This is a genomic window from Pseudomonas sp. MPR-R2A5 (assembly GCF_058793055.1).
Window position 1 is genome coordinate 23176 of record NZ_JBXAFK010000060.1, and the last position, 17832, is coordinate 41007.

The window sequence follows — 17832 nt, forward strand, 5'->3', positions numbered from 1 at the left end:
CTACAGAAGTCGATGTACGCTTAACTGAACGGCATTAGGGCAAGCCCGCTCGCCACAGTTAGCCCGTCTGCCATAACAGCCCACATGCCACAACAGTCCGCTCGGCACTGAAGTGCGGTTCCCACATGGGATCTTCATTGCCGGGAATAAGTTAACCGCCGAAGGTTTGTGAAGGCCGGCGCAATGTCGGGTCAAACGGGTTGATCCTGGGACCGATCGCCGCCGCTTCGCGTTTCAACAACTCCACCACCATCGGCAACCGGCTCGGCCCCAGGCGATCGCTGATGGTCGCCACGCTCAATGCCGCCACCGCATGCCCGTCCCGGTTGAGGATCGGTACCGCCAGCCCCGCCATGCCTTCCAGCACCCCGGTGTTGCGCGCCGCATAGCCCAGGTTGCGCACGTTCTCCACCTCCGAACGCAACAGCACCTCGTCATACAGGTGGAAGTCCTTGAGCCGTGGCAAGTTGTAGCGGATCACCGTCTCGCGCTCTTCTTCCGGCAGGAATGCCAGGATGGCCAGGCTGCCCTGCCCCACGCCCAATGCCACGCGCCCGCCGATGTCGCCGGTGAAGGTGCGGATCGGGTACGGGCCCTCGCTGCGGTCCAGGCAGATCGCGTCAAAGCCGCTGCGCGCCAGCAAAAACAATGAGTCGCCCAAGGACGCGCTCAAGCGCAGCATGCTCGGGCGCACCAGGTCGCGCAGGTTGCCGGTCTTGCCCGCGTTCGCCGCCAAGGCGAAGAACTCCAGGCTCAGGCGATAACGTTTGCTGCGCGCGTCCTGTTCGACCATGCCTTCGTCCTTCAGGCTGCGCAGCAGGCGGTGGGTGGTGGGCTGGGACAGGCCGACCTGTTGGGCGAGCTGGGTGACGCGCTCACCACCTTCCGGCACCTCACCCAGGGTACGCAGCAACGCGAACAGACGGGACACCCCGCCCGCCCCTACTTCCTTACTGTTGTTATTCCGCTCAGTGGAATCCATAACACGCTATCTCATAAGTAATTCTGTTCAGTGAATAAATCTTAAAATAATTGCTCACCCAGTGAAATTCCATCTTCCGCCCATCCTAGTCTTCGTCCTAATCTGCGTCCACAGGGGCGAAATGAACAACAACCGGCAGCCGACTTGAGATCGAGCGCCAACGCACCCGCAACACTCTTTTCGCATCTGCCCAAAACAAAAAAAGCGCGTTTCGACGCGACTGAAAAAAAAGGTGGAACGCAGACATGGCATTTCTCCAACTCAACGCCTTGAGCAAACGCTACGGCGCCGTCGACGCGGTGGTCGCCACTGACTTGGCGGTGGAAAAAGGCGAGTTCGTTTCCCTGCTCGGCCCCTCGGGCTGCGGCAAGACCACTACCTTGCAAATGATCGCCGGCTTCGTCGAGGTGAGCGGCGGCCAGATCCTGCTCGACGGCCGCGACATCACCCATGCCAAGCCCGCCAGCCGTGGCCTGGGCGTGGTGTTCCAGAGCTACGCGCTGTTCCCGCACATGAGCGTGCGCGACAACGTCGCCTTCGGCCTGAAGATGCGCAAGGTGCCGGGCAGCGAGATCGCCGCCAAGGTCAAGACCGTGCTGGAGCTGGTGCGCCTGGCGCCCCACGCCGACCGTTACCCACGGGAGTTATCCGGCGGCCAGCGCCAACGCGTGGCCCTGGCGCGCGCCCTGGTGATCGAGCCGCCGGTGTTGCTGCTGGATGAGCCGCTGTCCAACCTCGACGCCAACCTGCGCGAAGAGATGCAGTTTGAAATCCGCCGTATCCAGTGCGCGGTGGGCATCACCACCTTGATGGTCACTCACGACCAGGCCGAGGCGCTGTCCATCAGCGATCGTGTGGTGGTGATGCAAGCCGGGCGCGTGACCCAGATCGATGTGCCGTACACCCTGTACGAACACCCCCGCACGCGATTTATCTCGGACTTCGTCGGCAAGGCCAACCTGCTGCCCGGCGACTATGACGAGCTCGGCACTGCGCAGGTCCGCCACGCCAAGGGCGACGGCGAGTTGGTGTTGAGCCTGCGCCCGGAAAAAATCCAGCTGGTGGACGCCGGCACCGGCCGCCTGCAAGGCCAGGTCGTCAACCGCTACTTCTTCGGCAGCCAGTGGCTGTACCGCCTCCAGACCGCGCTGGGCGAAATCACCGTGGTGCGTAGCAACGACGGCAGCGCGCCGTTGGGCCATGGCGCAACGGTCGGCCTGGATTGGCAGGCCGACCTGCTGCGGGTATTGGCGACGGATGAGGTGCACGCATGAGTCGGGGTTATTGGCTCTCGCTGCCGGCGCTGGTGCTGTTCGCCGGGCTGCTGATCCTGCCGTTGGGCCTGACGCTGGTGCTGTCGTTCAACGTGTTCGACTATCAGGTGGGTGTAAAGGCGGATGAATGGACCTTGGCCCATTACCTGTCGTTGTTCAGCGATGCGTACTTCTACGAGATCTTCTGGCGCACCTTCTGGATCAGCGCGTTGGTGACCTTGCTGTGCGTGGTGATTGGCGTGCCCGAGGCCTACATCCTCAGCCGCATGGGCACACCGTGGCGCTCGATCTTCCTGATTTTGATCCTCACGCCGCTGTTGATTTCGGTGGTGGTGCGGGCGTTCGGCTGGAGCCTGCTGCTCGGTGCCGACGGGCTGGTGAACCAGATGATCCAGGCGCTGGGCGGGCGCCCGGTGAAGCTGTTGTACACGCCGTTCGCGGTGATCATTGCGCTGGTGCACGTGATGCTGCCGTTCATGATCATTCCGGTGTGGACCTCGCTGCAAAAGCTCGACCCCTCGGCCGAACAGGCGGCGTTGTCGCTGGGCGCAAGCCAGGCCACGGTGATGCGTAAGATCGTGTTGCCACAGGTCATGCCCGGCGTGCTGTCCGGCACCTTGATTGTGTTCGGCCTGGCCGCCAGCTCCTTTGCGATCCCCGGCCTGCTCGGCGGACGCCGCCTGAAAATGGTCGCCACCGTGGTGTACGACCAGTACCTCTCGGAACTCAACTGGCCCATGGGCGCGACCATCGCGGTGGTGCTGTTGCTGGTCAATCTGCTGATCATGCTGAGCTGGAACCGCATGGTCGAAGGCCGCTACAAAAAGTCCCTGGGGGTTTAAGCGCATGTCCAGAAACGGTCCTTTGGCCCTCGGTTTCCATGGTTTGGTGGTGCTGTTCATGATGGCGCCGCTGGTGGTGGTGTGCCTGGTGGCTTTCACCCCGGAAAACACCTTGAGCCTGCCCACCTCGGGTTTCTCACTGCGCTGGTTTCGCGCCGTGTTCGAGCGGGCCGACTTTATCCAGGCGTTCTATAACAGTCTGATCCTGGCGTTTACCGCCGCGACCTTGGCGACACTGATCGCGGTGCCGGCAGCGTTGGCGATCAGTCGCTATCAGTTCCCGGGGCGCAACTTCTTCAGCACCTTGTTCCTGTCACCGATCATCATCCCGCACCTGGTACTGGGCGTGGCGATGCTGCGCCTGTTTGCGCTGATGGGGGTGAATGGCAGCTTCACCTGGCTGATGTTGGCGCACGTGGTGATCATCACGCCCTATGTGCTGCGCCTGGTATTGGCGGCGGCGGTCGGCATGGATCGCAGCGCCGAGCAGGCGGCCGAGTCCCTCGGCGCCGGGCGCATCACGCTGTTTCTCAGGGTGACGTTGCCGATGATTTTGCCCGGCGTGGCCGGTGGCTGGTTGCTGGCCTTCATCAACAGTTTTGATGAGGTGACCTTGTCGATCTTTGTCAGCTCGCCAGCCACGCAAACCCTGCCGGTGCGCATGTATGTGTACGCCACCGAGTCCATCGACCCGATGATGGCGGCGGTGTCGGCGCTGGTGATTGCGCTGACGGCGGCGACCATGATTCTGCTCGACCGGGTCTACGGCCTGGACCGCGTGCTGGTGGGGAAACATTGATGGCTCTGTTCAAACGATTGGCCGAGACCGCGCGCCCTGCCGTGGCCTTCACCCTCGACGGGCAACCGGCCACCGGCCTGCGCGGCGACACCCTGCTGACCGCCGTGCTGACCTGCACCGAGCACCTGCGCGGCAGCGATTTCAGCGCCGAGCGCCGCGCCGGGTTTTGCCTGATGGGCGCCTGCCAGGACTGCTGGGTGCGCCTGGAGGATGGGCGGCGGGTACGCGCCTGCTCGACGTTGCTGGAAGAAGGCCAGGTGATCAGCCGTGATCCGGGGCGCCAGCTATGAAGCCGGTGGTGATTGTGGGCGCAGGCCCGGCGGGGATCAGCGCGGCGCGCACCCTGCTCGACCACGGCATCAAACCTTGCCTGATCGATGAAAGCCTGCGCGGTGGCGGGCAGATCTATCGGCGCCAACCAGCGGGTTTCCAACGCTCAGCCAAGCAGGTCTACGGTTTTGACGCGCGCAAGGCAGACGCCGTGCACCGCACGATGGATGAGTTGGCCGGTTTGATCGACTATCGGCCCGAAACCCTGGTGTGGAATGCCGAGGACGGTCGCCTGGACACGCTCAAGAGCGGCCGTGCCGAGAGCCTCGAGTATTCGCGGATCATCGTCGCGACCGGCGCCACCGACCGCATCCTGCCTGTTTCGGGCTGGACCTTGCCCGGCGTCTACAGCCTGGGCGCCGCGCAAATCGCCTTGAAGTACCAGGGCTGCGCCATCGGCGAACGGGTGGCGTTTTGTGGCAGCGGGCCATTGCTGTATTTAGTGGCTTATCAATACGCCAAGGCCGGGGCCAAGGTGGTGGCGGTGCTCGACAGTGCGCCGTTCCGTGCGCAATGCCGTGCGTTGCCGGCGCTGCTCGGTCAACCGGCGACGTTGGCCAAGGGCTTGTATTACCGCGCCTGGCTGAGCGCCCATGGGGTTCCCGTGCATCAGGGCGTGACGCTCCAGCAGATCGAGGGCGAACAGCGGGTCAGCGGTATTCGTTGGGATAGGCAAGATTTGGCCTGTGACGCCGTGGCCTTCGCCCACGCCCTGCGCAGCGAAACCCAACTGGCGGATCTGCTCGGCTGTGAATTTGAATGGAATGCCTTGAACCGTGCCTGGTTGCCGCGCCGGGACAACGCTGGGCGCAGCAGCCTCGCAGGCGTGTACCTGGCAGGCGACGGTGCCGGGATCATGGGCGCGGATGCCGCACAGCTGGCGGGCGAGCGGGCGGCGTTGGCGGTGTTGGAAGACGCAGGCGTGGCCATCGATCATCGCCGCCCCGCTGTGCTGGAGCAGCAATTGGCAGGCATCCAACGCTTTCGCCAGGGGTTGGAGACTGCGTTCCCCTTCCCTGAAGACTGGGCGGCGCAGGCACCGGATGAATTGATTGTGTGCCGCTGTGAAGAAGTCAGCGTCGGCGATGTACGCGCCGTGGTGGATGAAGGCCACTGGGAGATCAACCGGGTCAAAGCCCATTGCCGGGTTGGCATGGGCCGCTGCCAGGGCCGCATGTGCGGGCTGGCGGCAGCCGAGATCGTCGCTGAGCGCAGTGGCCGCGGGATTGAACACGTCGGCCGCTTGCGTGGCCAGGCACCGATCAAGCCGCTGCCGTTTGGCGTGCAGGTGCAGCCATGATCGACGTCATCGTGTTGGGCGGCGGGATCGTCGGGGCTTCGGCGGCCTTGATGCTGGCGCACAAAGGCCAGCGCGTGGCCCTGGTAGAGCGGGACTTTTGTGGCTCGCATTCCAGTGGCGTGAATTACGGCGGCGTCAGGCGCCAGGGTCGGCCGTTGCATCAGTTGCCGCTGTCGCAGCGTGCCCACCAGCTGTGGGCCGACCTGCCGGGGTTGATCGGTATCGAGGGCGAATACGTGCGCTCCGGGCATCTGAAACTGGCGCACAGCCATGCGGATTTCGCCGCGTTGCAGGCCTATGCCGAGCAAACCCGAGGTTTTGGCCTGGGCTTGCAGCTGCTCGATCACGCCGAACTGCGCGCCCGCTTCCCTTGGGTCGGCGATATCGCAGTGGGGGCTTCACTGTGCCCTGAGGACGGGCACGCCAACCCGCGACTGGTGTCCCCCGCCTTCGCCCGTGCGGCGCAACGCCTGGGCGCATCGGTATACGAGCAGGCCGAAGTGATCCGCATCGAACATGACAGCCGCCATTTCCGCGTGCACTGCGCCAACGGCCTGCACCTGCAAGCCCCCTGGTTATTGAACTGCGCCGGCGCCTGGGCCGGCACCCTCGCCGCGCAATTTGGCGAGCCGGTGCCGATCATTTCGGCGCACCCGGCCATGTTGGTCACCGAACCGCTGCCGGTGGTGATGAACGTGAGCACCGGTGTCGAAGGCGGTGGGATTTATGCACGCCAGGTGGCCCGCGGCAATTGCATCCTTGGCGGCGGGCGCGGCTTTGCCCTTGGCCCCCGGCAGGCGCGACCCGGGCAAGCGGCAGTGCTGGAAATCCTGCGCAATGCCGCCGAGCTGTACCCGTTCCTCAAGGGCGCCCAGGCGATTCGCACCTGGAGCGGCACCGAAGGTTACCTACCCGATCACGAGCCGGTGATCGGCCCCAGCAGCACCCAACCTGGCCTGCTCCACGGTTTCGGCTTTGCCGGCGCCGGGTTCCAGCTGGGCCCAGCGGTCGGTGAAGCCCTGGCAGAGATCGTCTGCGACGGGGCCAGCCGCCAACCCATCGAAGCGTTTTCCATCCGTCGTTTCCAAGCCTGAGAGGAAAAACATCCATGAACACTCGTATTGCGCTGTCCTGCTTGTCCCTCGCTCTGCTCGCCTCCACCGCCCATGCCGCGCCGACGCTGTACCTGGGCATGAACGGCGGCACCATGGAACGGGTGTACGCCGACAAGGTGCTGCCTGCGTTCGAGAAGGCCAACAACGTCAAGGTGGTGATCGTGCCCGGCACGTCGTCGGACATCCTCGCCAAGGTCCAGGCCAACAAAGACAACCCGCAGATGCACGTGATGTTCCTCGACGACGGCATCATGTACCGCGCCATCTCCATGGGCTTGTGCGACAAACTGGCAGCCAGCCCGACCCTGGAACAGATCCCGGCCAAGGCGAAGATCAAGGACCAGGCCGTGGCCGTGACGTTGGGCGTCACCGGCCTGGGCTACAACGCCAGGATGTTCAAGGAAAAAGGCTGGGCCGCCCCCACCTCATGGATGGACCTGGCCGACCCGCGCTTCAAGGACAAAGTGGTGTTCCAGTCCGTAGCCTCTTCCACTTTCGGCCTGCACGGTTTCCTCATGTTCAACCGCCTCCAGGGCGGCGACGAAACCAACGTGGAGCCCGGCTTCAAGGCCTGGCCAAAAACCGTTGGCCCCAACGTGCTGGAATATATCGCCAGCTCCGCGAAAATTTCCGAGATGGTGCAAACCGACGAAGCGGCGATCTTCCCCCTCACCCCAACCCAGGTGGCCACCCAGAAACTGCTCGGTGTGCCAATGGAATACGCGCAACCCAAGGAAGGCGCCGTGGTGCTGAACGTGGCCGAGTGTGTGATCGCGCGTAATGACCAACCGGAACTGGCACAGAAACTCGCCGCCTTTTTGCTGACCGCCGAGGCCCAGGCCCCGGCGCTGGAGGAAGGCGACCAGATCCCGTCGAACCCGACCACCCCGACCACCGACAAGACCCGCGCGCGGGTAGAGGCGATGCAGGGGTATTTGCAGACGGCGATTTCGATCGATTGGGACCAGGTGAACCAGGCGCGGCCGGAGTGGAATGCGCGGTGGAGTCGGTCGATTGAGCGGTAGGCGGGTATAGCTTGCGCTCCCACGTTGTTGACGTGGGAGCCGCCGTTACCCTTCCCTGCCCGCCCTGGCCTTGAGTTTATTGCAGTAATTTTTGTAGATCGCTCTCGCGGTATTTCGTTGAATGCGGATTTCAAATAATTTTTGCCGCATTTCCCGGTGGCGTTCGGTATTGAGCAGAAGCAATCCCAGGAGTGGAAATACAACGCCCAGAGAAAACGCCACGGTATGCGGGCGGTATTGAATCGTTGGTATGACCAGCATCAGGCAGAAAGCGAAATAGCCCGCCAGGAGTCCAACTGCCCAGTTGAAGCCACGCACAATCATGAAATTGGAAAACCCGAAGAAAAACGTCAGCGACAGAAGCCCCCACCCCATCAATTCGGTTCTCAGTGACGGCTCGAGCTTGCGCAAATAGTGATCATCAACCAGCACGGTCACCATAGCGGTTGAGAAGATAGCCATGAATATCGTGCTCATGAACACTGGAAAGTTACGGCGGAGAAAACGGAGAGGTGACTCATTCACGCTGAAATCTCCTCGTACCAGCCCACAACTATCGTCGTGGCATTTCCAACGTGACCCTGTTGATAACTTCCAGCCAGCCCCGAAATCCCGCCCAGAACATCGTTTAATGGTTCGTTGAAACGTCGAACCCTGCGACTTTCTACCCGTTCACGGGGCGTGAGGTGGGCCCAGGGGAAACCGTCCTTCAATACGCTGCTAGCCATTCCTTTACTCCTGAACTCACAAGAGCGCAGAGCGTAAAGAATCAATATCCGTCAAGAATGTAGGAAGGTTTCCTTTTTTAAGACAGGCACTTCCCGATCTGGTCTCAGCGCCTTGTAGTCAATCCTGGGAATGGGAAAGGTACCGCCGCAGAAAGCCGATGGCGGGCCGATCCGGTTCGGCTGGAATATTCGCGAGCACATCAACATTTGATCGTCCGTTCAAGCGGGAACTATCGGCAGCGCGCGTTTGTGCGCTGTCTTGCTGTACGCCCCTTCGACAATCGTCCTCACCCGCTCACTCACCGGCTCGCCCATCAGGTAGGCATCGATCTCTTCGTACGTGCAGCCATAGGCATGTTCATCCAGCTTGCCCGGTACGAGTTCTTCCAGGTCGGCAGTGGGCTGCTTGTGCACCAGGTTCGTCGGGGCCCCAAGGGCACTGGCCAACAGACGCACCTGGGTCTTGGTCAGGCCCGACAGCGGTGCCAGGTCACAGGCGCCGTCGCCGAATTTGGTGAAGAAGCCCATCAATGCCTCGGCGCCGTGGTCGGTGCCGACGACCAGGCCGTTGTGCAGGTTGGCCACGGCGTACTGGGCGATCATGCGGGTACGGGCCTTGACGTTGCCTTTGATGAAGTCGACATGCTCCGCACTGGCTTCAGTGGCGCTCAGGCTGGCCATCAGGCCGTCGACGCTGGCGGCGATGTCGAGGGTGTCGATCTGGTCCGGAGCGATGAAGTCCAGGGAGGCCTGGGCGTCGTGTTCGTCGGCCTGGCTCTTGTAGGGCAAGCGCATGGCGATAAAACGCGCGGCGTAGTCCTCGGCCCGCAGTTGCTCCACCGCCAACTGGCACAGGCGACCGGCGGTGAGCGAATCGACGCCGCCGCTGATGCCCAGTACCAGGGCCTTGCAGCCTGAGTGGCGCAAGGTGGTCTTGATGAAGTCGATGCGCCGTTGGATTTCCTTGGCTTCACCGCCCTTGACCAGTTGCCGATCGATATTCAGTTCCTGCGCGATACGTTCTTGCATGTCACACCTCCACCCTGCCCACGTTGAACACCTGTGCCGCGTACTGCAAAAACGAAGCGTCTTCGCAGACATTCTTGATCGGATCATCGGAGAATTTCACCACCGGTTCGCCGTGCACCCGCACCAGCTTCATGACGATACTCAGCGGCTCGACGCCCTCCACATCGCACGCCAGGCTGGTGCCCATGCCGAAACCGAACTTGGCCTTGCCACGCACGTGACGCAGGATCGGCAGGCATTTTTCGAAGTTCAGGCCGTCGGAGAACATCAGGTCCTTGGTCATCGGGTCGATGCCCAATGCTTTATAGCGGGCCAGGACTTTGTCGGCCCAGGCGATGGGATCGCCGGAGTCCTGGCGCAAACCGTCGTACAACTTGGCGAAGTACAGGTCGAAGTCCTTGAGGAAAAAGTCGGTGCTGATGGTGTCGGTCAAGGCAATGCCCAGGCGGCCGCGGTATTCACGTACCCAGTTTTCCAGGCCGGCGTTCTGGCTTTCGCGCAAGCGCCCCAGTTGCTGGTGCACCATCATCCACTGGTGAGCCATGGTACCAATCAGCGGCAGGTCGAATTCGTAGGCCAGGTGCGCGTTGCTGGTGCCCACGAAGTGGCCGGGGAAGTCGCGGCGCATGATGTCCACCACTTCACGCTGGGCCTTGAATGACAGGCGCCGACGGGTGGAAAAGTCAGAGACGCGCAGGTCGGCCAGCTCGTCGCGGCTGAGGTGTTTCTCCAGCCAATCGAATTTCTGGTAGAGCTTGCGGGTGACGTCTTCCAGGGTCACGTCCGGGTACTTGTCACGGTTGCGCAACTCACTGACCAGCGCCAGCACCGGCTGCTCGAACATGATGCAGTGCAGCATCGGGCCGACCACGCGGATATTCAGCTGGCCGTCGATTTCGCTGACGTGGATGTAGCGCAGGTTGAAGCGGAACAGGCCGAGGAAGCGTTCGTAGTCGGGGGTGAGGTATTCGCGAAAGCGTGGGTTGAACAGGAAGCGCAGCTCGCCTTCGCGCATTTGCAGGCCGGCGAGTTTCTCCAGCTCGGCGCGCAACTCAGGGATCAAGTGGCCGAGTTTTTCCCTGGAGCGCACGATGAAGTTGTATTCGACGTCGACGTTGGGGTGCTGGTGCAACACCGCCTGCATCATGGTGAAGGTGTAGTAGTCGGTGTCGAGCAAGCCCTGGATCACCGAGGCTTCGTAGTCGTAGGCACTTTCCATGGTGTGTCTCCTTAACACGTGGCCATCGCGGCCAGTTCTTCGCGGGTGCTGCTGATCACAGCCCCGGCCTTGAGCAACTCATTGACGGCCTGCACGCTCCCCTCGTCGCTGATTCCCCGGCATGCCGGCAGGTGCAGGACCACCTCCAGGCCAGCCTTGAGCAGTTGCAGCGCAGTGGTCTTGACGCAGTAGTCCAGGGCCAGGCCGCCGACAATCACACGGACCACGCCTTGGGCCTTGAGGTATTCGATCACGCCCGTGGAGAGCTTGTCGTGCAGGTCGTGGTAGCAGGCGCCGTAAGGGTGCAGGTCGGGTTCGACGCCTTTCCAGATGAAGTAATCGTAGTCATATGGGGCGGGCAACTCGTCCAGCAGGGTGAAACCCTCGGTGCCCGGCACGCAGTGGCTGACCCAGGTGACATCGGCGTGCGCCAGGCCGGTGGGTTGCAGCATCTCGCTGGGCTGGGCAACCACCCAGGGGGCGTGCGGGCTGTGAGCATCTTTGCTGCCGATGCGGTGGCCGGCGAGGCTGGCCATGTAGTTGAGTTCGGCACCGATCTGGTCACCACCCGCCACCGGCAACTCGTTGGGGCACAGCGGCGTAAAGCTCTTCTGGGCGTCGACGTCGAATGAAGCGATGGCAGTTTTCGAGAGGGTCATGGCGGTTCTCCTGTGGCCTGGAAACAAAAGTACACGTCATGTACTTTCATTGCAAGAAACATTTGTTTATCTATTCTGGACTCAGTACATGACATATCTATTCGATCCGTTAGACTGTGCCCCACCGCTGTTTACAAGGACTCCACATGCCACTGAGCGCCTACCTCCACACCGTCGACCTCTGCGTGCTGTGCTACTGCCGCGCGGCGGGAGAATTAAAGCTGCTGCTGAATAAACGCGACGCCGAGCCGTTCGCCGGGCATTGGGCGCTGCCGGGCGTGGTGGTGAATGGTGGGGTGCAGGATCTGAGCCTCCAGGATGCCGTGGAACGCTTGCGCGCCAGCAGCAAGGTTGGCCTGGCGTTGGCCTGGAGCGAGCAAGTGGGCACGGTGGGCGATGCGTTTCGCGACCCGCGTTGCTGGTCGTCGTCCACTTATTACCTGGCGATCGTCGCCGATGAGGTGGCGCTGGGTGAGCATCAGGGCTGGTTTTCGCTGAAGGCGGTGGCCGATGGCAGCATCAAGTTGCCGTTCGATCACAACAGCATCGTCGCGGCCGTGCAGGAGCGGCTGTTGTCCAAGTCGCTGTACAGCAACTTGCCCTTGATGTTCCTGGGCCATGAGTTCAGCGCGCCGGAAGCGACGACGATCTTCTCGCTGGTGCTGGCGCGGCCAGTGTTGAAGACCAGTATTCGCCAGCGCTTGTTGAAACTGACGGAGGCAGGGTACTTGCGCGAGACGGGGCGCAAGAAGCAAGGCGAAGGCGGCAGGCCCCAGGCGACGGTGGAGAACCTGAGACCTGGGGAGGTTTATTTCTTTGATCGCAGTTTTGCTGACTAGCCTCGATTTAAAGAACACCGATCATCCAATGTGGGAGGGGGCTTGCCCCCGATGGCGGTAGATCGGTCTATATATGTACTGACTGTCACACTGCCATCGGGGGCAAGTCGAATCGTCGCACCGCCCCTCCCACATTATTTTGATTGGGGTATGGCTTCAGCTCATCCAGTTGCCGCCATCGACGTTATAGGTTTGCGCCACCACATAATCGGCCTCCTTCGACGCCAGGAAAATCGCCATCCCGGTCAAATCCTCGGCCGTCCCCATCCGCCCAAACGGCACCTCGGCCGCCACCTGCCGCTTCTTCTCGCCCGGCGCCAGCCCTTCGTGCTTGGCGAACAATGCATCCACCCCGTCCCAATGCTCGCCATCCACCACCCCCGGCGCGATGGCGTTGACGTTGATGCCCTGCTTGATCAGGTTCAGCCCCGCCGATTGCGTGACGCTGATCACCGCCGCCTTGGTCGCGCAGTAGATCGCCACCAGCGGCTCGCCACGACGCCCGGCCTGGCTGGCCATGTTGATGATCTTGCCGCCATGGCCCTGGCTGATCATCTGCCGTGCCGCCGCCTGCAACGTGAACAACGTGCCGGCAACGTTGATCGAGAACAGCCGCTCATAACTGTCACGGGTGATATCGACGATGGGCGCCAGGTCGAACAGTGCGGCGTTGTTGACCAGGATATCCAGCTTGCCGGCCTGGGCCACCACGGCGGCAATCGCGCTGTCGATGGAGGCTTGGTCGGTGACGTCCATCGCCACCGCGTAAGCCTGGGGCCCGAGTTCGGCCGCTGTGGCCTGGGCGCGTTGCAGGTTGATATCGGCGATGGCCACGGTCGCGCCTTCGGCGATATAGGCCTGGGCAAAGGCGCGGCCGATGCCGCGCGCCGATCCGGTGATCAGCGCGCTCTTTCCTTCGAGTCGTTTCATGGGTTTGTCCGTCAACGTTATTTGGGATAGCCGGCGCGTTTCATCTCACGCTCGGTGGTGGACTGGGCCTGCTGCAATGCCTGATCGACCGACATGCCGCCGGTCAACGCCGCCGAAAGCAGCTTGCCGACGGAAGTGCCGATGGCCTGGAACTCGGGGATGGTCACGTACTGGATGCCCACGTACGGCACCGGCTGGGCCGAGGGATGCGCGGGATCGGCGTGCTTCATCATCTCCAGGGTGACCTGGGCGAACGGTGCGGCCTTCAGGTAGGCCGCGCTGTAGGTGGATTGGCGCGTGCCCGGCGGTACGTTGGCGAGACCCTCCTTGTCAGCCACCAACTGGATGTAGTCCTTGGAAGTGGCCCAGGTGATAAAGGTCTTGGCGGCGTCCTTGTGCTTGGACGTGGCGGGGATCGCCAGGGACCAGGCATAGAGCCAGGAAGAGCCTTTGTCGGTGACTTCCGTGGGCGCGGCGACGAACCCTACGCTGTCGGCGACCTTGCTCTGGCTCTTGTCGGTGGTGAACGAGCCGGCGACGCTGGCATCCACCCAAATGGCGCATTTGCCACTGTTGAACAGTGCCAGGGTTTCGTTGAAGCCGTTGCTGGACACACCCGGCGGGCCGTATTGCTTGAGGGTGTTGACGTAGAAGGTGGCCGCCGCGGTCCACTCGGGGCTGGTCAATTCCGGCTTCCACTGCTCATCGAACCAGCGTGCGCCAAAGGCGTTGGCCATGGTGCTGAGCAGCGCGATGTTCTCGCCCCAGCCGGCCTTGCCGCGCAGGCACATCCCGTATTGGTCTTGGTCTTTAGCCGTGAGCCTGGCGGCGAACTCGCCGAGCTGGGTCCAGGTGGGGTGCGCGGGCATGCTCAGGCCGGCTTGCTTGAACAGGTCGGTGCGGTAATAAGTGACGGTGCTTTCGCCGTAGAACGGCAAGGCGTACAGGGTGTCGTTGACCGACAGGCCCTGGCGCACCGAGGGGAAGATGTCTTCGGCGTCGTAGTCGGCGGGCAGTTGGGTCAACGGCTCCAGCCAGTGCTTGGCGCCCCACAGCGGGGTTTCGTAGGTGCCGATGGTCAGCACGTCGAACTGCCCGCCCTGGGTGGCGATATCGGTGGTGAGGCGTTGACGCAGCACGTTTTCTTCCAGCACCACCCAGTTGAGCCGGATGTCTGGGTGCGGCTGCTCGAACACCTTGGACAGGCGTTGCATGCGGATCATGTCGCTGTTGTTGACCGTGGCGATGGTCACGGTGTCGGCGGCCTGGCTGGGCACGGCCAGTGCCAGGCCGGACAGCAGGAACAGTGCTTGCGGGAACGTGGCTTTGCAGGACTGGAGCATGGCGGTTTGCACCTGTTGTTTTTGTTGTCGAGGGCCGATTACAGCAGCTTGGCCAGGCCCTAACAAACCCATGGCGCATGCACGACTGATACTTTTTTAACCGCCGGCCCCGGATCAAAAAAGTATCAGCGCCGGACGAAACCAGAGGTAGCGCTGCCGTTGCCAACCCGCGTATTTTGAGGCGATTCCACAAGCAAAAGAGGCATCAGCATGCCCGTCGACCGCGCCGCCCTGTTCGAACACCGCCCTGCCGAGCTGGAAGTGATCCTGCCCGAACCTGAGCACGGCTTTCGCTGGTTCGAACATGACTACCCTTTTGAGCTGGCGCGCTGGAACCACCACCCCGAATTCGAAATCCACCTGATCCGCCAGGGCAGTGGCAAGCTGGTGGCGGGCGACTATATCGGGGCGTTCAGCGCCGGGCATGTGGCGCTGATCGGCCCGGACCTGCCCCACGACTGGATTGGCGAGCTGGCACCCGGCGAATACCTGAAGGGTCGCGATGTGGTGCTGCAATTCGACGGCGCCGCCCTCCTCGCCCTGCGCAAGACCCTGCCGGAGCTCGGCGACTTGCACACGCTGTTCGAACAGGCCCGGCGCGGCCTGGAGTTCAGCGGCGACACCGCCGCGCAGGCTGCACGCTTGCTCGAGGCCATCGGCAGCGCCCACGGCCTGCAACGCCTGATCCTGTTCCTGCAACTGCTCGACACCCTGAGGAACGCCCCGCCACCCGAGGTGAAAGCCCTGGCCAGCGCCTGCTACGCACCAACCCTGGACGCGCGCAGCGCCGAGCGCATCAACAAGGCGTTCGACTACCTGATGCGTGAACTGACCGGCGACTTGCGCCTGTCGGTCATCGCGCAGCAACTGGAGATGAGCGAACCGGGCTTCTCACGCTTCTTCAAGCGCAACACCGGCCACGGGTTCATTGACCTGATGCGCAAGTTCCGCGTGCAGCGCGCCTGTCGCCTGTTGCTGCAAAGCGAGATGTCGGTGGCGGATATCTGCTTTGAGGTGGGCTACGCCAACCTGTCCAACTTCAACCGGCACTTTCGCATCGAGATGCACCAGACACCCAGCGAATACCGGCGCGAAACCGCCATGCACTTGTTCAATCGGATTGAAACAATGACACCGCGTCATTTCTGATCAAAAGGTCGATTAATCGCGATTTTTTCCAGTTTATTCAAGCCATTGCGCAAAGTTGGTACGACCTGTGCGAGCGTGTGCGCAACGAACTTGGTCGCCAAGTTCGCCTCAACCCGAAGAATCGGGTTCAAACCGCGTACGAATAGGGATTTTCAATGCACTTGACCTCAAGGCGTCCTGCTTATTTTGGTGTTTCCCTGCTACTGGTTGCCGTTACGGGAGTACTCAGCCCGCCCATTTTGGCGCAGCAACCGCCCATCGATGACTCAGCACAGGGCGAAACCCTCAGCCCGGAAGCCAGCCCGGCGAAAAAAGGCGTGTACCTGTCGGACTGGTTTAACCAGGACCTGACCTTGATCGGCAGCAAGGACATCAGCCTCGGCCCCAAACCGCAGGACGATGTCTACCTGGAATACGAGTACTTCGGCCGCAAGGGCCCCTTCGAGTTGTACGGCTACATCGACGTGCCGAAGATCCTCGGCATCGGCAACAGTCACGACAAAGGCGCGTGGGACCATGGCTCGCCGGTGTTCATGGAGCACGAGCCGCGTATCTCCATCGATTACCTGGCCGGCCGCAGCCTGGCCATCGGCCCCTTCAAGGAATGGTACGTGGCCTTTGACTGGATCTACGACCACGGCAGCAACCAGGCCAACCGTGCCAACACCCTGTACAGCGGCCTCGGCACCGATATCGACACCCACTCGCGTGTCAACCTCTCGGCGAACTTCTACGGGCGTTACCAGTGGGAAAACTATGGCGCCAGCAATGAATATTCGTGGGACGGCTACCGTGCGCAGATGAAATACATCGTGCCCATCGACACGTTCGACAACGGTGCCTCGCTGACCTATATCGGTTTCACCAACTACGATTTCGGCTCGGACCTGCACAAGGACAACCCGGCCCGTACCGCCAACGCGCTGGTGGCAACCAACGTGCTGCTGTATTCATTCACCCATTTGCGCTTCACCCTGGTCGGCCGTTATTTTCATAACGGCGGCAACTGGGAGGATGGCAGCGAATTGAATTTCGGCGAAGGCAACTTCCGCGCACGCTCCGACGGCTGGGGTTACTACGCTGGCGTGGGCTACCAATTCTGATCAAGGAGTACTGGATGAAAGCGTTTACCCGTCTCACGCTGGCTATCGGCCTGACCCTGCTGCCCCACATGGTGCTGGCTGACACACCCACGCCGATCAAACCGAAAGTGATGCTGATCACCATGTTCGCCCCTGAGGCGCAAACCTGGATCGAGCGCCTGGAACTCAAGCAGGAGGTGCGCGTACCGGGCTTGTCCGCCGACTACCCAGTGATCCGCTGCAACACCCAGGACGTATGCCTGCTGGTCACCGGCATGGGCCAGACCAACGCCGCCGCGTCCACCCTGGCCCTGGCGTTGTCGCCCAAGTTCGACCTGCGCCACAGCTATTTCCTGATCGCCGGGATCGCCGGCATCAGCCCCAAGCACGGCACCCTCGGCACGGCCGCCTGGGCCCACTACCTGGTGGAATTCGGCACCCAGTGGGAGCTGGATTCGCGGGATGCACCCAAGGATTGGCCGACCGGGTATATCGGCATCAACACCAAGGGGCCCAACGAAAAGACGCCGCTGGACTACAAGACCGAAGTGTTCGAGCTGAACCCCAAGCTGCAGGCCAAGGCGTTCGCCCTGTCGCACAAGGTCGAACTCACGGAAAGCAAAGAGTCCGCCGCCTGGCGCAAACACTACCCCGCCGCCCCCGCCAACCAGCCGCCGCAAGTCACCCGTTGCGACACCCTGGCGGGCAATACCTGGTTCTCCGGCACGCGCCTGAGCGAACGCGCCGAGGTGTGGACCAAGCTGCTCACGGACAACAAAGGCGAATACTGCACCACCCAGCAGGAAGACAACTCCACCTATGAAGCTTTGCTACGCGCCAGCCGTGAAGGCTTAGTAGATATCCAGCGCCTGGCCGTCGTACGTGCCGGATCGGACTTCGACCGCCCGTACCCTGGCTACAGCGAAGTGGACAACCTGCTCAAATACGCCGACCAGGGAGGGTTCGTACCCGCGTTGGAGAACCTGTACCGCACGGGCAATCCGTTGGTACAGGCGATCCTGAAGAACTGGTCGGCATGGGAAAAAGGCGTTCCCGACGCCTAGTGCCGAGCGAAATGTAGGGGGCAGCGTCCATCGCCGTCTGTAGGAGCGAGGGGGACGCCTAGTTCTTGCTCGCGAAAAACTCACAGGCGCCGCGTTCATTCAGGAAGCGCGCGTTATCGTTGA

Annotated in this window: 18 protein-coding genes; 11 read left to right on the plus strand and 7 right to left on the minus strand. The window is 62.2% G+C overall.

What is annotated here, in order from left to right; genetic code table 11:
• Nucleotides 1-151: 151 nt before the first annotated feature.
• Nucleotides 152-982: an IclR family transcriptional regulator gene (locus tag AC1Q6I_RS30410; protein WP_102625142.1), complete on the minus strand. Its 831-nt coding sequence runs from the start codon at nt 980-982 to the stop codon at nt 152-154.
• 245 nt (nt 983-1227) lie between these two features.
• Between AC1Q6I_RS30410 and AC1Q6I_RS30415 the strand changes: the two genes are divergently transcribed.
• From AC1Q6I_RS30415 to AC1Q6I_RS30445, 7 genes are read left to right on the plus strand one after another with little or no spacing between them, the layout of a single operon-like run.
• Nucleotides 1228-2256, plus strand: a complete 1029-nt coding sequence (locus AC1Q6I_RS30415) for an ABC transporter ATP-binding protein (RefSeq protein WP_024074862.1) — start codon at nt 1228-1230, stop codon at nt 2254-2256.
• Nucleotides 2253-3098, plus strand: coding sequence for an ABC transporter permease (locus AC1Q6I_RS30420; RefSeq protein WP_069075768.1), 846 nt, complete (start codon nt 2253-2255; stop codon nt 3096-3098). Before AC1Q6I_RS30415 ends, AC1Q6I_RS30420 begins: the two co-directional genes overlap by 4 nt.
• Nucleotides 3099-3102: 4 nt before the next feature.
• Nucleotides 3103-3897, plus strand: a complete 795-nt coding sequence (locus AC1Q6I_RS30425; RefSeq protein WP_024074860.1) for an ABC transporter permease — start codon at nt 3103-3105, stop codon at nt 3895-3897.
• Nucleotides 3897-4187, plus strand: coding sequence for a (2Fe-2S)-binding protein (locus AC1Q6I_RS30430; protein ID WP_102625143.1), 291 nt, complete (start codon nt 3897-3899; stop codon nt 4185-4187). Before AC1Q6I_RS30425 ends, AC1Q6I_RS30430 begins: the two co-directional genes overlap by 1 nt.
• A complete protein-coding gene (locus AC1Q6I_RS30435; protein ID WP_102625144.1) occupies nt 4184-5527 on the plus strand; it encodes an FAD/NAD(P)-dependent oxidoreductase in 1344 nt (447 codons plus the stop codon). Before AC1Q6I_RS30430 ends, AC1Q6I_RS30435 begins: the two co-directional genes overlap by 4 nt.
• A complete protein-coding gene (locus AC1Q6I_RS30440; RefSeq protein WP_102625145.1) occupies nt 5524-6621 on the plus strand; it encodes an NAD(P)/FAD-dependent oxidoreductase in 1098 nt (365 codons plus the stop codon). The genes AC1Q6I_RS30435 and AC1Q6I_RS30440 overlap by 4 nt, the downstream gene beginning before the upstream one ends.
• A 14-nt stretch (nt 6622-6635) precedes the next feature.
• Nucleotides 6636-7667 carry an ABC transporter substrate-binding protein gene (locus tag AC1Q6I_RS30445; RefSeq protein ID WP_024074856.1) on the plus strand — a complete coding sequence of 344 codons (1032 nt, stop codon included), beginning with the start codon at nt 6636-6638 and terminating at the stop codon, nt 7665-7667.
• A gap of 45 nt (nt 7668-7712) precedes the next feature.
• Here the strand turns inward: AC1Q6I_RS30445 and AC1Q6I_RS30450 are convergent, their stop codons facing one another.
• The 4 genes from AC1Q6I_RS30450 to AC1Q6I_RS30465 form a co-directional block, all read right to left on the minus strand.
• The gene (locus AC1Q6I_RS30450) at nt 7713-8192 is read right to left on the minus strand and encodes a hypothetical protein (protein WP_256582052.1); all 480 of its coding nucleotides are present in this window, start codon (nt 8190-8192) and stop codon (nt 7713-7715) included.
• A gap of 422 nt (nt 8193-8614) precedes the next feature.
• A complete protein-coding gene (gene nadE, locus AC1Q6I_RS30455) occupies nt 8615-9424 on the minus strand; it encodes an NAD(+) synthase (protein ID WP_024074853.1) in 810 nt (269 codons plus the stop codon).
• A 1-nt stretch (nt 9425) separates the two neighbouring features.
• Entirely contained in the window at nt 9426-10643 is a 1218-nt protein-coding gene (pncB, locus tag AC1Q6I_RS30460) for a nicotinate phosphoribosyltransferase (protein ID WP_102625147.1), read from the minus strand.
• An 11-nt stretch (nt 10644-10654) separates the two neighbouring features.
• Nucleotides 10655-11302 (minus strand): nicotinamidase, encoded by a 648-nt coding sequence (locus AC1Q6I_RS30465; RefSeq protein WP_102625148.1) that lies wholly within the window; start codon nt 11300-11302, stop codon nt 10655-10657.
• Nucleotides 11303-11448: 146 nt separating this feature from the next.
• Between AC1Q6I_RS30465 and AC1Q6I_RS30470 the strand changes: the two genes are divergently transcribed.
• Nucleotides 11449-12141, plus strand: a complete 693-nt coding sequence (locus tag AC1Q6I_RS30470; protein WP_069075773.1) for an NUDIX hydrolase — start codon at nt 11449-11451, stop codon at nt 12139-12141.
• A gap of 156 nt (nt 12142-12297) precedes the next feature.
• On the opposite strand, the gene AC1Q6I_RS30475 is transcribed toward AC1Q6I_RS30470, so the two are convergent.
• On the minus strand, nt 12298-13071 hold the full coding sequence (locus tag AC1Q6I_RS30475) for an L-iditol 2-dehydrogenase (RefSeq protein ID WP_102625149.1): 774 nt from the start codon (nt 13069-13071) through the stop codon (nt 12298-12300).
• Between the two features lie 17 nt (nt 13072-13088).
• Nucleotides 13089-14414 (minus strand): ABC transporter substrate-binding protein, encoded by a 1326-nt coding sequence (locus AC1Q6I_RS30480; RefSeq protein WP_102625150.1) that lies wholly within the window; start codon nt 14412-14414, stop codon nt 13089-13091.
• A gap of 210 nt (nt 14415-14624) precedes the next feature.
• On the opposite strand from AC1Q6I_RS30480, the gene AC1Q6I_RS30485 reads away from it, so the two are divergent.
• The 3 genes from AC1Q6I_RS30485 to AC1Q6I_RS30495 all read left to right on the plus strand — a co-directional run bounded on the left by AC1Q6I_RS30485 (nt 14625) and on the right by AC1Q6I_RS30495 (nt 17709).
• Entirely contained in the window at nt 14625-15563 is a 939-nt protein-coding gene (locus AC1Q6I_RS30485) for an AraC family transcriptional regulator (protein WP_024074847.1), read from the plus strand.
• Nucleotides 15564-15718: 155 nt separating this feature from the next.
• The gene (locus AC1Q6I_RS30490) at nt 15719-16666 is read left to right on the plus strand and encodes a nucleoside-specific channel-forming protein Tsx (protein WP_102625151.1); all 948 of its coding nucleotides are present in this window, start codon (nt 15719-15721) and stop codon (nt 16664-16666) included.
• A 14-nt stretch (nt 16667-16680) separates the two neighbouring features.
• The gene (locus AC1Q6I_RS30495) at nt 16681-17709 is read left to right on the plus strand and encodes a purine-nucleoside phosphorylase (RefSeq protein ID WP_102650822.1); all 1029 of its coding nucleotides are present in this window, start codon (nt 16681-16683) and stop codon (nt 17707-17709) included.
• The last annotated feature ends 123 nt before the right edge of the window (nt 17710-17832 follow it).

What these genes read in the sequence shown, in the direction of transcription:
- AC1Q6I_RS30410 (WP_102625142.1), bottom strand. Translation starts at nt 982, where the DNA reads ATGGATTCCACTGAGCGGAATAACAACAGTAAGGAAGTAGGGGCGGGC.
- AC1Q6I_RS30415 (WP_024074862.1), top strand. Translation starts at nt 1,228, where the DNA reads ATGGCATTTCTCCAACTCAACGCCTTGAGCAAACGCTACGGCGCCGTC.
- AC1Q6I_RS30420 (WP_069075768.1), top strand. Translation starts at nt 2,253, where the DNA reads ATGAGTCGGGGTTATTGGCTCTCGCTGCCGGCGCTGGTGCTGTTCGCC.
- AC1Q6I_RS30425 (WP_024074860.1), top strand. Translation starts at nt 3,103, where the DNA reads ATGTCCAGAAACGGTCCTTTGGCCCTCGGTTTCCATGGTTTGGTGGTG.
- AC1Q6I_RS30430 (WP_102625143.1), top strand. Translation starts at nt 3,897, where the DNA reads ATGGCTCTGTTCAAACGATTGGCCGAGACCGCGCGCCCTGCCGTGGCC.
- AC1Q6I_RS30435 (WP_102625144.1), top strand. Translation starts at nt 4,184, where the DNA reads ATGAAGCCGGTGGTGATTGTGGGCGCAGGCCCGGCGGGGATCAGCGCG.
- AC1Q6I_RS30440 (WP_102625145.1), top strand. Translation starts at nt 5,524, where the DNA reads ATGATCGACGTCATCGTGTTGGGCGGCGGGATCGTCGGGGCTTCGGCG.
- AC1Q6I_RS30445 (WP_024074856.1), top strand. Translation starts at nt 6,636, where the DNA reads ATGAACACTCGTATTGCGCTGTCCTGCTTGTCCCTCGCTCTGCTCGCC.
- nadE (WP_024074853.1), bottom strand. Translation starts at nt 9,424, where the DNA reads ATGCAAGAACGTATCGCGCAGGAACTGAATATCGATCGGCAACTGGTC.
- pncB (WP_102625147.1), bottom strand. Translation starts at nt 10,643, where the DNA reads ATGGAAAGTGCCTACGACTACGAAGCCTCGGTGATCCAGGGCTTGCTC.
- AC1Q6I_RS30465 (WP_102625148.1), bottom strand. Translation starts at nt 11,302, where the DNA reads ATGACCCTCTCGAAAACTGCCATCGCTTCATTCGACGTCGACGCCCAG.
- AC1Q6I_RS30470 (WP_069075773.1), top strand. Translation starts at nt 11,449, where the DNA reads ATGCCACTGAGCGCCTACCTCCACACCGTCGACCTCTGCGTGCTGTGC.
- AC1Q6I_RS30475 (WP_102625149.1), bottom strand. Translation starts at nt 13,071, where the DNA reads ATGAAACGACTCGAAGGAAAGAGCGCGCTGATCACCGGATCGGCGCGC.
- AC1Q6I_RS30480 (WP_102625150.1), bottom strand. Translation starts at nt 14,414, where the DNA reads ATGCTCCAGTCCTGCAAAGCCACGTTCCCGCAAGCACTGTTCCTGCTG.
- AC1Q6I_RS30485 (WP_024074847.1), top strand. Translation starts at nt 14,625, where the DNA reads ATGCCCGTCGACCGCGCCGCCCTGTTCGAACACCGCCCTGCCGAGCTG.
- AC1Q6I_RS30490 (WP_102625151.1), top strand. Translation starts at nt 15,719, where the DNA reads ATGCACTTGACCTCAAGGCGTCCTGCTTATTTTGGTGTTTCCCTGCTA.
- AC1Q6I_RS30495 (WP_102650822.1), top strand. Translation starts at nt 16,681, where the DNA reads ATGAAAGCGTTTACCCGTCTCACGCTGGCTATCGGCCTGACCCTGCTG.